This is a genomic window from Mucilaginibacter sp. P25 (assembly GCF_050859465.1).
Classification (GTDB): Bacteria; Bacteroidota; Bacteroidia; order Sphingobacteriales; family Sphingobacteriaceae; genus Mucilaginibacter; species Mucilaginibacter gossypii.
Genome location: NZ_CP193937.1, coordinates 6,304,169 through 6,315,537 on the forward strand (window position 1 = coordinate 6,304,169; position 11,369 = coordinate 6,315,537).

Annotated in this window: 10 protein-coding genes; 4 read left to right on the forward strand and 6 right to left on the reverse strand. The window is 36.4% G+C overall.

What is annotated here, in order from left to right; genetic code table 11:
• Positions 1-1,111: 1,111 nt before the first annotated feature.
• Positions 1,112-2,197, forward strand: a complete 1,086-nt coding sequence (locus ACRQ5D_RS31795) for a glycosyl hydrolase (RefSeq protein ID WP_091174150.1) — start codon at positions 1,112-1,114, stop codon at positions 2,195-2,197.
• 71 nt (positions 2,198-2,268) lie between these two features.
• Here the strand turns inward: ACRQ5D_RS31795 and ACRQ5D_RS31800 are convergent, their stop codons facing one another.
• Positions 2,269-3,330, reverse strand: a complete 1,062-nt coding sequence (locus tag ACRQ5D_RS31800; RefSeq protein WP_143020866.1) for a hypothetical protein — start codon at positions 3,328-3,330, stop codon at positions 2,269-2,271.
• Positions 3,331-3,355: 25 nt separating this feature from the next.
• Here ACRQ5D_RS31800 and ACRQ5D_RS31805 point away from each other — a divergent pair, with 25 nt between their 5' ends.
• Entirely contained in the window at positions 3,356-3,571 is a 216-nt protein-coding gene (locus tag ACRQ5D_RS31805) for a hypothetical protein (RefSeq protein ID WP_431198747.1), read from the forward strand.
• A 303-nt stretch (positions 3,572-3,874) separates the two neighbouring features.
• On the opposite strand, the gene ACRQ5D_RS31810 is transcribed toward ACRQ5D_RS31805, so the two are convergent.
• Together ACRQ5D_RS31810 and ACRQ5D_RS31815 are read right to left on the reverse strand one after the other, a co-directional pair.
• Positions 3,875-4,969, reverse strand: a complete 1,095-nt coding sequence (locus ACRQ5D_RS31810; protein WP_091174157.1) for an acyltransferase family protein — start codon at positions 4,967-4,969, stop codon at positions 3,875-3,877.
• A 167-nt stretch (positions 4,970-5,136) separates the two neighbouring features.
• Positions 5,137-5,532 (reverse strand): response regulator, encoded by a 396-nt coding sequence (locus ACRQ5D_RS31815; RefSeq protein WP_091174159.1) that lies wholly within the window; start codon positions 5,530-5,532, stop codon positions 5,137-5,139.
• Positions 5,533-5,931: 399 nt separating this feature from the next.
• On the opposite strand from ACRQ5D_RS31815, the gene ACRQ5D_RS31820 reads away from it, so the two are divergent.
• Positions 5,932-6,300, forward strand: a complete 369-nt coding sequence (locus ACRQ5D_RS31820; protein ID WP_091174161.1) for a hypothetical protein — start codon at positions 5,932-5,934, stop codon at positions 6,298-6,300.
• Positions 6,301-7,178: 878 nt separating this feature from the next.
• Positions 7,179-8,162: a UDP-glucuronic acid decarboxylase family protein gene (locus ACRQ5D_RS31825; protein ID WP_431198750.1), complete on the forward strand. Its 984-nt coding sequence runs from the start codon at positions 7,179-7,181 to the stop codon at positions 8,160-8,162.
• A gap of 81 nt (positions 8,163-8,243) precedes the next feature.
• On the opposite strand, the gene ACRQ5D_RS31830 is transcribed toward ACRQ5D_RS31825, so the two are convergent.
• The 3 genes from ACRQ5D_RS31830 to ACRQ5D_RS31840 all read right to left on the reverse strand — a co-directional run bounded on the left by ACRQ5D_RS31830 (position 8,244) and on the right by ACRQ5D_RS31840 (position 11,348).
• Positions 8,244-9,182 carry a hypothetical protein gene (locus ACRQ5D_RS31830; protein WP_091174168.1) on the reverse strand — a complete coding sequence of 313 codons (939 nt, stop codon included), beginning with the start codon at positions 9,180-9,182 and terminating at the stop codon, positions 8,244-8,246.
• A gap of 3 nt (positions 9,183-9,185) precedes the next feature.
• The gene (locus tag ACRQ5D_RS31835) at positions 9,186-10,430 is read right to left on the reverse strand and encodes an MBOAT family O-acyltransferase (protein WP_256337530.1); all 1,245 of its coding nucleotides are present in this window, start codon (positions 10,428-10,430) and stop codon (positions 9,186-9,188) included.
• Between the two features lie 417 nt (positions 10,431-10,847).
• Positions 10,848-11,348 (reverse strand): response regulator, encoded by a 501-nt coding sequence (locus ACRQ5D_RS31840; protein ID WP_176844562.1) that lies wholly within the window; start codon positions 11,346-11,348, stop codon positions 10,848-10,850.
• Between the last annotated feature and the right edge of the window lie 21 nt (positions 11,349-11,369).

Below are 11,369 nucleotides of genomic sequence, written 5' to 3' on the forward strand. Positions count from 1 at the left end.
TCCAATAGCTCCATTGGATTCAATCATCATTGTGTTTCATTTAAACATTGAGCATTCAAACCACTAAAGCCAGTAGAAGCATTCAGTATCTTCACACTTTTAATAATTTAACGTGACCTGGATTTACACCCTGTCTTCCGCCAGGCAAAAACTGTTTAATAAATCCTTTAAACCCGGCCTGTAGGTCCGAGCCCTTTCATTAAAAGGCCCGCTGCCCACTGAAATAAATTTGCGACTATGACCTTCACCTTAATTTCTGGTACACAGGAATTTTCTTTACAGCCAGCGACTCATTAATATCAGGGGAGTTACTGTCTTAACGTTCTACAACCAGCAAAACGCAATCAAACGCAATAGCAATAATTTTTTTACCTATAGCCGAATTGTATGTTTACATCCGGCAATATTACAAATTATTTACCAGGCGGTTGTACGTAGGTTACAAACGTATAACAATTTGTTTATCAATGAGAAACCAACTGAATCCGAAGCGCCATTTTTCCATGGCCTAATCCACACACAAGATATATTGTGGACATCATGTATTTATAAAAAACCAAAGCTCCATTCAACGTTTACCACCATTTTGTAAAAAGGAACAAAACCTTTCAAATACACATAAAATATCACAATTTCATTATTTTTGACCAAAAAATGTGTTTTTTTTGGTCAAAAAGCCGCATTATATTTTTATGGTTTCGGCCTATCTTTGTTTAGTTATAACACTATAAGGGAGCATCCAAACCGATACCGGACATAGGCCAAGCTCGCAGCCTGACTTGAAATGCATTATGTTTGAAGGACATGCCGGCATCAATGCTAACAACAATTAAGTTTTGGGAGATAAATCCCCTAAAAAACTATTGCCCATTAGTTAACACCATCATTTAATGCAAAAAAAATGTGAATTTTTTATTTTTTTTGCAACAATTCCATTACACTATGCAACAATATAACTAACTCAAAAACAGACCATAACAACTAATAAGAAAGCAAACAATTACCATTAAGGTTCCAATTAATTCATTTTTTTCAAATAATTACCAAAATCAATGTAACATTTATAACAAAACCACCGTTTGACCCCTAACTATTAATTAAATCCCATATCATGTTAAAGTTTGATCGTACAAAACTATGGGCACTTGGCGTCACGGCCGGATGTTGTCTGGCATCTTGTTCAATTAAAGATGACGTACAACCCGCCCACATGGCTACAATCCCTGAAAACCAATCAACGGTTTTCGCAAGCACGGCAACTACCGCGGTTTCATCAAAAATTACCGTTGCCGGCTCGACACTCCAATTAGGCATCAATGGCCACCCGCTTGGCGATCAGCCTTACATCCAAACTCCCGCTACCAAACAAATTTCAATTTTACAAGGAATGGGTATGAACTGGTACAGGATAGATTGCATGGCACAATCTGACGGTACGATTACCGTACCACATCTGTTAAGTCCTTTGTTAGATGCTGCCGCAGCCGGTAAAGTAAACATTTTACCAATGCTTTACACCAGAACCATGGATCTAACCAAAAGCCAAAGTTACAATTACGAGGCTGGTAAAAAACTGGGGACTAATTTTGGTGCCAAGTATGCGAAAAACTTTGAGTACTACGATCTTGGAAACGACCTTACCCTAGATTTGTTGCTTCCAGGTAAAGTAGGCTGGAGCCAATATGACTTTGACAGGACGAAATTTAACAGAACGGCAGCATATCTAAAAGGTATGGATGAGGGTTTAAAATCCCAAGACCCTAATGCAAAAACCATGATTTCTGCTGGTTGGTTACAATACGCGTTTTTAAGAATGTGCGACACCTATGGCGTGAAATTTAACGTGGTAGCTTACCATTGGTACTCAGAAATGGAAAGGCTTGCTCCCAATTACAAGATAAACGACATTACAGTCAAGCTTGGAAGTTTATTTCCCAACAAACCAATTTGGATCACAGAATCTAACGTCAGGTACAGCACTCAGGAGCAGAGCATAAAAGAGCAAAATCAAAATACTTTCGTATCCAACTTTGTAGCCAAATGTAAAGCCAACCCCCAAGTTAAAGTATTGATGTTTTACGAATTATTTGATGAGCCTTTAAAAAGCGCGCAAGAAGGCAGCTACGGATTTTTGAAATGGACCATTCCTTATACCAGCTGGGCAAAGAAACTGGTAGCGACCAACTTAACCCTTTAAAGTGGCTATTATTTGCTTTCAAAAATTTTGAAGGTTAGGCCAAAATAAAAAAACAGAAAAAGTGGCTGATCTCATACGGTAGAAACAGCCACTTTTTCATTGTCAGCCATTACAAGTGTAATGCTTTTTGATGGGTGCACGGTTGTTTGTTTTTCGCTTGTTTTACGCGGTACATGTAGGCGCTCCAACACAAAGCCCAATGCTAAATATATCCAAAAAGATGGGTAGGCAAATTCAGGTACCGTGGTCATTAAGATCAGGAAAACCATCACCAAACCTAATTTATATCCAATTGAAACCAACTTAATCGGAATCGACAGAAACATATTCCTTAGAACAAACCAGCTAAATACTAAAAACCCTATAATGCCATTATTAAGCATTAAGGTTGAAAAATAATCTCCGGAGCGAACATAACCAAAGCCGATACCTAAAGCCTGGCTCCAACCGTTGAGGTTAGCCCAAAACGAAATATGATTAACAAAATCCTTCCCTCTTGATTCAGAAGACGAACTTTGACCGCCCAATTTGTTTCCAAATGTAAAATCATATACACTATCCAAAAGGTGCTGAAATCTGTCCATTTGCAGTACTGCGCATACTATAACCATAAAACCACATGCATAGAAGAATATTTGAAAATTTCTTTTATACAATACCCAAAAACCCAAAAACAATAGCATTGATGCATATGCGGTTGTTGAAAAGGTAAATAGCAAGCAAGTAAATAGGAGCCAGATATCGTAATTCCTTTTTAAGCCAAACGCTAACACCCAAAAAGGGAAGACGGTATAAACAAACATAGAGGGCTCACCGGTATAGCCTTTTAACCTCATCAGCCCTATGCCGCCAAGGCTAACTGTTTGAAACAAGGAACCCGATGAGGCGTCATCTCCAAAAGTTCGATTAACCATAAAATCACCATTTATACCTGTTGCCGCATAAAGCACAAATTCATATAACGCATAAAAACATAACAATCTTAATCCGAAGTATATAAAATTGATTATCTTATCATTAGAAAAATTCTTGACGTACAAATAAATAACAAACCCGACTATTAATGATAGCGATTGGGTAATTAACGAGGTACGAAAGAAAGTTTTAGTAAAATTGTTTTTGTTGATCAGCAACAGGTCGTTAGTTAATTTTAAATTTATGAGCAAGTTGATCAATTGTGATGAAAAGGCGAATATTAATATTACGCAAAAAAAACAGGCGAATTCCCGGAAAAAACGCCTTTTACTTGCTACTGATGGCAACAGAGGAATAAACGGAAATAGCAAACCCGCAAAAACTGTTATAATAGTAGTACCAGGTATTGAGGGTACAAGCACGAAGGTTGTAATCGGAAAAAAAGCATCAAAAAATTAACGCATCTCTTTACAAAAGCTGCATCAGCATCGGTATCCAACATATAGGTTGGCCCATTTATCATTAAGTTCCTCATGTGCTATAATTGAATCAGCCGAAGCATTTGTCTCATTGCGCAATACTTGTTAAATAAGTATTTAAGCAAATATTGCAAAGTTTTATCCATTAATAACCGGACTTGATTGATTGGGTGCTTTATGTGAAATATTGTATAATAGTGTGCTAAATTTACATTCCCTCCCACTGTTAGCACTTACCGCCTTTGACGGTACCGGCAATTACAAAAACACCAGCCCCATAGATTCAGGCGGTTTTTATAATAGTTTGCCTTATCGATTCGCGCTTTTTGTCGATTTTTTTCGGGAACACAAATAACCAGGCGGTGTACTCGTTTTTCACTGCTATTTTATACAAAAACAGAGGTATAAATATGCCCGCTAATGTACCTGCAACACAATTAACAGCAAGATTATCTACTTTTAAAATTTTTAATAAAAAAATGCGCGTTCCACTTGCAACAAGCATATGGGCAAGGTAAATAGGCAGTGACCGTTTTCCGATATAACCAAGTATCGAAAGAAAATTTGCTGCTATTGCCAGCCTTGAAAGCTGAACTACTAACACCGATCCCGCGACACCCACTAAAAACTTCGACAAGATTGTTGAATTGAAAGGAGAAATTCCGGTTAAATAAAAGTATTCCGTTGCCGCAAAAGCAATTATCCCTGCCAACAAAAAACTCCACTGCCCCATTATTAGAATAAACCTCCGGCTTTGAGAAAACAATATCCCTATATTGAAAAATATTAAAAATTGAAAAGTGTTATTAAATGTTTCGGGCACAAACTGCCTGAATAAAACATATGCAACCCATAATGCTGTTGAAAAATAGATCCCTGCCGCAGCGTTTAGCCGGAATAAAAAATAATTAATCATTGTTATGAAAAACAATGCATATAAAAACCAGAACTGATCCCTTGGTATTATTAGGCAGGTAATTAATTCGGCCAAGGGTGTTTGCGTATTGGTATAGGGGCTCATGGTAGAAATTAGGATCTCGGCCGATGTTTGTAGTATAGACCAGATAATAAACGGATAAACCAATCCCCTAATTTTGTCGAACAGAAAATCCTTTTTATATAATGACGACATAAAAAAGTATCCAGACAACATAAAAAACAAAGGCATATGAAAGCTATAGATAAATTTATCAGACAACTCAAAGAAGCTTGCATATTGGTTAAACAATCCTTTTACCGGCCTGATTTCTCGCAACACATGGCCGTAAACAACCAACACAATTCCCACTCCTTTAGCATAGTCAACCCACAACAATCTATCGCTTAGGTTATGGAGCTTAGTTACCCCTGGTGTTTGTGCTTGGATGTAGCTCTGCATATTAAAAATTTCTGTTTGCGGAAAAACTAAACTAACGGGTTTTAACTAAAGTTAACCTCACTTAAATACAATTGATACTAAAATGTGTATTTATGAGATATTAAGAATTGTAACAGCATACAACTAGTCACTTTCGGAATCTGTTCAACACTACTTTATAGAAATAATTATGGTTTACTTCCGATCACACTTAAAAGCTGTTCGAGGGTTATAGGTTTTATATGATATGCACAAACATGCGGGTACAGCATACATCGTTGCATATCCTTAGGACTCATTGACGAAGATAATATATGAACTTCAATATTTTTTGTAAACAAGGGATAAATCTGCTCAAACTTATCCAAAAATCGATAGCCATTAAACTTAGGCATATACAAGTCCAAAAATATAATTTCAGGCAAATGATCTTTATCAGTAGCACATTCTTTTAATTCCCGAAGTGCGCCAACCGCATCTGCCGTTGTTATACAGGATTTAAATAAATGATACTTTCTTTGCAGAAGTGTCAGAATATAAAGATCCAACTGATTATCATCAATATATAAGACATTTTTCAACATATATTAAAAGCCTGTACAACACCCTAACCTTCAACAATACTAACCTATCAATTTATCTAAATTGTTTAATGCTGCTACTTCTAAAAACCCCAAAATGCTCATTTTTAGTGAAACAATTGATTAAATATTGTGATAATAACGCCGTTTTTTATGGCAAAATTTACCGAATTAATGCTAATCCAGTGTTAAGAGACTTTTTCATTCTCTAATTGTTAAATTTTTATAAAACAATCTCGATTTGGGTTAAAATTTACCTCTGCGGGTAACTATTTGACTACAGAACTCAAAAATTATTCATAATCTTTTTCACATTAAGAAAAAAATAGGTTATATTGGAAACATATTCACTTGTTAGCATCCTTCTAACTTGGGTATTAAACAACTAAACTTTATTGACATATGGAAAAACATTACGGACAAATAATTGAATACGTTATCAGGAAAAAAGGCTATAATATAAGCGATCTGGCCCGAAGTTTAGACATCAACAGAAGATCGTTGTATAACTGGTTTAATCAAAAGGACCTGAGTGCCGCACATATCTTTAAAATTGGAAATGTTATACGGCATGATTTTTCAGTTGAATTTCCTGATATGTTTACTAAAGATGATTTTAAGTTTATCAATCAACGTTACGCTGATAACATTTTGGTTTCAACCACTCAACAACAATTAACGGACTGGAAGGAAAAATATTTACGCCTGTTAGAAGAATATGATACAGCAGTACTAATTACCGACAAGAAGTGGTTAGTGACCGCAAAATAAATTTTTCTTTTTTCGCCGACAAATAGCTCTTCCATCACCTTTACTATTAAAGTTATTGTGTGTAATTTTATGCTAAATACACACAACTGAGAAACTTTCTGTCTCATAACGGCGCGTTTCGGGTCAACTAAATACCTCTATTATAGTATTTTATAACCACTACGATAAAACCCTATTTAACAGGCCAATCGCATGATAAAAATCCCAATCAACACTATCTAACTAGCACTTGTTTTGCTGTTTTTAAGCAAGCAAACTGGTGTGGATGGAGGTACTTAGCGAGCTCGCGTACAGGGGAATCCCTTTCTTAACACTAGCCCAACGCTTCAGATTTGAACCATATCAGCAAGTCTATTTTTGCGTTGGATTTCAACAAACCTCTTACCCTCCTCTCCGGCAGTTGAAATTCACTGGGATGACGACAAAACGGGGAAACGACTATGTATCGATTTCCTCAAAAGCTTTTTATTTGCAGACGCGCCGGGCGGCTTTATTGAAGAAACAGAAAAAATTGGCTTGGCAGACGGGTATTGAATATGGTTATATAATGAAAGGGTTTGTACTAAGACCAGGCTGTTTTTACGAAAGCCCCTGTTTAAGCAACAGACGATACCGGATTAGAGCTTGGGGTTAGGTATAAATTCTTTAAATTCCATTTCTCTTACTTAATAGCCAGCTAACAGAATAGTACATTAGCTAATACTCTATGTTTTACCTAGCTGCATATTTTGGTAGAAATCATAATATACAAAGAAACTAATTTTAAATCACCATGCGCTGCTGTACACATTTGCTCAATTATTCTCAATAAAATCGCAATCTCATTTAAGCAGCTGTAACGGCACTTTTTTTGGTAAAATAGCTGGAAATTCAGCAAAATGGGAAAACAAAAAAGAATTTTGATCACCGGAGCCGCAGGTTTTTTAGGCTCTCATCTCTGCGATAGATTTATCCTTGGGGATTATCATGTTATAGGGATGGACAATTTAATTACCGGCGAACTCCGCAACATAGAACACCTGTTCAAACTAGAAAACTTTGAATTTTATCACCATGACGTATCTAAATTCATTTTCGTTCCGGGAGAATTAGATTATATTTTACATTTTGCATCACCAGCAAGTCCTATTGATTACTTAAAAATCCCCATACAGACATTAAAAGTGGGCTCACTGGGCACTCACAATTTATTGGGATTGGCCCGGGCTAAAAATGCCAGGATTCTTATAGCTTCAACCTCTGAGGTATATGGAGATCCTTCCGTTAACCCCCAGCCCGAAGAATATTGGGGCAATGTAAATCCTGTGGGGCCAAGAGGCGTTTATGATGAAGCAAAACGTTTTCAAGAGGCCATTACAATGGCGTACCATACATTTCATGGTGTGGAAACAAGAATTGTGAGGATATTTAACACATATGGGCCAAGGATGAGATTAAATGACGGCCGCGTGCTGCCGGCCTTTATTGGGCAGGCTTTACGAGAAGAGCCTTTAACTATATTTGGCGATGGTTCGCAAACTCGTTCTTTTTGCTATGTTGATGATTTGATTGAAGGAATATATCGCCTTCTGCATAGCAGCTATGTTCAACCCATGAATATAGGTAACCCTGATGAAATAACGATACGCCAGTTTGGAGAAGAAATACTTAAATTAACAGGGAGCGACCAGGAACTAATTTGTTTACCATTGCCGACCGATGATCCGAAACAACGCAGGCCCGATATAACGAAAGCCAAAGCTATATTGGGATGGGAGCCGCAGGTTTCGCGAAACGAAGGATTAAAAATAACGCTTGAGTATTTCAAATCTCTTTCAAAAATGGAGATTGAGCATAAGGATTTTTACTACTATAACAAATAACAAAATAACAATGCCGGTGTGCTTTTGGCTTACCGGCATATGCTATTTATGAAGTCCCTGCATTATATCATCGTACGACGGCTAATTATTCATTGACAACCTTCGAAAGTGCCCTCTTTTTGACAACGTATCAATAAGTTTAGCATTGTAAATATTTACACCCCGTTGGTTTAGATGGCTATCATCATAGTACATGCTATCCGGAAGGTTTAATATTTTATTGAAATTATAGTATTCACCAAGGCTGGAAAATACCCTATCTATTTCATCATTATTTTGATATGAAGCATAATTGCTTCTTGAAAAGGGTGCCTGGATAATTACGAATTTTATTTGTTGCGACCGCAACTCATTTAAGCCTGCTTTAAAAGCTTCCAACTGTGTGGCAGAGATATTAACGTTTTGTTTAAATCTTGTTTTTTTGAATTGCAAATGCCTGAAAGATTGGACATATCCTCCGGGTATGTAGGTGTCTCCTTCATTGTCTGATAGCTTCTGCTTTTTTATGTGAAATTCATTATTGAAAGCACCAAACAGTAAGGTATTGTATAATTTGATGTTGTTAATTTTAAAGGATAAAGCAATAATATCTTTATCTATTAGTCCGCTTGATATGAGGTCAATTTGCGATTCAAGTCCATCAACGCCGAACAAAACCGGATAAACATCAACAATAACCAATTTAGGTTTTAATTTTGTTACGTACTTACCTAAAACATAACGCGTTTGTAAGGGCGATTGCGAGCTTGACCCTAAATTAAACATTGATATCCCCGATTTTTTGAATATTCTGGGATCGTACCCGCGATAGGCGTGCGACGACCCTGCTACCACCAAATCAACATTTTTTATTTTCGAAACTTCATCAAATCGTTGCCTGGTAAACCCCATGCCACCGAAATAATTAAAATTCACTGCAAATGATGCAGGCACTATTGTGCCATATAATAGTATTAGTACAACATAAAATAAGCTGCAAAACACAGAAAAAAAGAAAAATCTGAATACAAATTTTTTCATGATCTAAAACTGAAAATAAATAAAATCAGAACCACCGGTTTGCATGTACATTCCTATAAAAACTATGATAATTGAATAAAAGCTCCAACGCAAAATGGGTGGCCATCTCAAACCAACATTCTCTATAGCATATCTCCCCTCCCTTCCAATCCATTCAACCGCCATAAAAACTACCAGGATCAATAACATTACCGGGCGGGGAGGATTATGGGGAGCAGTGAACAAGCTGCGGTTAAAAAGATCACCTATAATTTGAAAAGCCTGGCCAATACTGGCCGATCGGAAAAATATCCACGCAATTACAGTTAACGAAAATGTGGAAACCATTTGCATTAATTCCTTAAATGATGGTAGTAAACGACCCTGGGCTACGATTTCGAGGTTGTTCCGGTTTGTTTTCATCACAATGGATGGTATGATAAACAACGCGTTTAAAAAACCCCAGATTATAAATGTCCAGTTTGCGCCATGCCAGAAACCACTTACTATAAATATGATAAAAGTGTTTCTTATCCGCATCCAAAGGTTGCCTTTACTTCCGCCTAAAGGGATATACAAATAATCCTTAAACCAGCTTGATAACGAGATATGCCATCGTCTCCAGAACTCTGCCATATCGCGCGAAAAGTAAGGAAACGCGAAATTCCGAAGCAAGTCAATGCCAAAGAGTTTAGCCGTTCCGATGGCAATATCTGAGTAGCCTGAAAAATCCCCATATATTTGAAACGTAAACATCAAGGCCCCTAATGCTAACGTACTGCCTGTATAATTTGAAGAATGATTAAAAACCATATTGGCATATTCGGCGCAATTGTCGGCGATAATCACTTTCTTGAAAAGTCCCCACAAAATTTGCCGGCATCCGTCTATTGCCTTACTGTAATCAAAAACCCTTTTCTGCTTTATTTGCGGTAATAAGTGAGTCGCCCTCTCAATTGGGCCTGCTACCAGCAGTGGGAAAAAACTCACGAATAATGAATAATCTACAAAATTACGCTCCGGTTTGATCCGTCCTTTATATATATCGATAACATAAGATAGGCCATGAAATGTGTAGAACGAAATACCTACCGGTAGTATTACATTAATTGCAGAAGCGTGAAGCGTTATTCCGAAATGGCTGAAACTTGAAATCAACGATTCAGCGAAAAAGTTATAGTATTTAAATACACCTAAAAAACCAAGATTAACGGTTACACTTAGCCAAAACAAAAATCGCTTTAGTTTTAAGCTCTTTGCGTCTTCCATTTTCAACCCGGTGAAATAATCAAGTAAGGTTGAAAAGATCAATAAAAAAAGAAACCTGTAGTCCCAGCAAGAATAAAAATAATAGCTGGCTGCTAATAAAAGTATGTTTTGAATTTTTAATCCATTTTTATTTATTAACCAGTATAAACAGAAAATGATTGGTAAAAAAAAGGCGAAGTTAAGTGAATTAAAAAGCATAGGCTATTATTTTAAATAAAACCAACTAAGTAGCTAAATATAAATTGATTGCATCGAAAATCAAATTCATTTCAGCTCCTTTTGCTATCGATAAAAATAGTAGGATTATATTAATAGAAAGCTTTTTTGAAGCGACAGTTTAATGCACAAAATGTGAGCAATTATGCGCAAAAACCAAACGCATATAATAGTAAGAGATGTAGCATGGGTTTTAATGCTTCAGGTTAACACTTGTGCTAACAACTGCATTGTTAAAGGTTTGGGTATATAGCTTTTAATAAAAGGGTAGCGCTGATTTATAATATTATCTAAAGGTTCAATTGAATTTGAAACGAGATGAACGTGTATAGGAACATTTAAATTGTTATTAATTTTTTCAAAATGTTCAAGAAACTCCCAACCATCCATAACCGGCATGTGTATATCTAAAAATATAATAGCGGGTAAACCACTTTCGTTTTTTAAATTAATTTCCAGGTCATGAAGAAGCATTTTTCCATTTTTATAAAAATCTGCCTTGATAAAAGGCGCATTTCGAAGCAAATTCTTAACAGAATAATGATACATCAAGTCGTCATCGACTATCGCTATTGATTTTATTGGCCTGTGATTTAGCATCGAAAAAAGCTCGATTTGCAAATCGAGCGTGACAGAAGATAAAAGTTCAGAACCACAAGTAGCACAACCGAACGATTGAGTAAGTACCGCTTCCTCACTCAATTTAACGGGCACACATTGGTA

Coding starts and splice junctions, on each gene's coding strand:
- ACRQ5D_RS31820 (WP_091174161.1), top strand. CDS start 5,932: ATGGAAAAACATTACGGACAAATAATTGAATACGTTATCAGGAAAAAA.
- ACRQ5D_RS31835 (WP_256337530.1), bottom strand. CDS start 10,430: ATGGAAGACGCAAAGAGCTTAAAACTAAAGCGATTTTTGTTTTGGCTA.
- ACRQ5D_RS31810 (WP_091174157.1), bottom strand. CDS start 4,969: ATGCAGAGCTACATCCAAGCACAAACACCAGGGGTAACTAAGCTCCAT.
- ACRQ5D_RS31805 (WP_431198747.1), top strand. CDS start 3,356: ATGAGCAAGTTGATCAATTGTGATGAAAAGGCGAATATTAATATTACG.
- ACRQ5D_RS31830 (WP_091174168.1), bottom strand. CDS start 9,182: ATGAAAAAATTTGTATTCAGATTTTTCTTTTTTTCTGTGTTTTGCAGC.
- ACRQ5D_RS31795 (WP_091174150.1), top strand. CDS start 1,112: ATGTTAAAGTTTGATCGTACAAAACTATGGGCACTTGGCGTCACGGCC.
- ACRQ5D_RS31825 (WP_431198750.1), top strand. CDS start 7,179: ATGGGAAAACAAAAAAGAATTTTGATCACCGGAGCCGCAGGTTTTTTA.
- ACRQ5D_RS31815 (WP_091174159.1), bottom strand. CDS start 5,532: ATGTTGAAAAATGTCTTATATATTGATGATAATCAGTTGGATCTTTAT.